This is a genomic window from Haloferax profundi (genome assembly GCF_001469865.1).
Lineage (GTDB): Archaea > Halobacteriota > Halobacteria > Halobacteriales > Haloferacaceae > Haloferax > Haloferax profundi.
Genome location: NZ_LOPV01000193.1, coordinates 1 through 228, shown reverse-complemented (window position 1 = coordinate 228; position 228 = coordinate 1). Strand labels below are relative to the sequence as shown.

The following is a 228-nucleotide window of genomic DNA, read 5'->3' as shown; positions in this document are numbered from 1 at the left end:
ACACACACTGTGGTCCTCAAAGAGAAGGTTCCAATCACAGGAACGGTTACTGATTCGGAGGGCAACCCGGCAAGTAATGTCGAGGTGGTCTACCATAGCGAGTCTGCGTATGAGCAAGCAAGAACAAACGCCAGTGGCGTGTACTCAATGCAGGTTCCGCCGAACGAGACGTACCACATCGACCTTCGGCAATCAGATCTCTCCGGAGACAATTTCCCGAACGATGGA

1 protein-coding gene is annotated in these 228 nt (G+C 52.6%); it reads left to right on the top strand.

Translation table 11 applies throughout. The features are described from left to right. On the top strand, window positions 1-228 hold a 228-nt coding region (locus tag AUR66_RS21195), incomplete at both ends, for a carboxypeptidase-like regulatory domain-containing protein (RefSeq protein WP_197409731.1).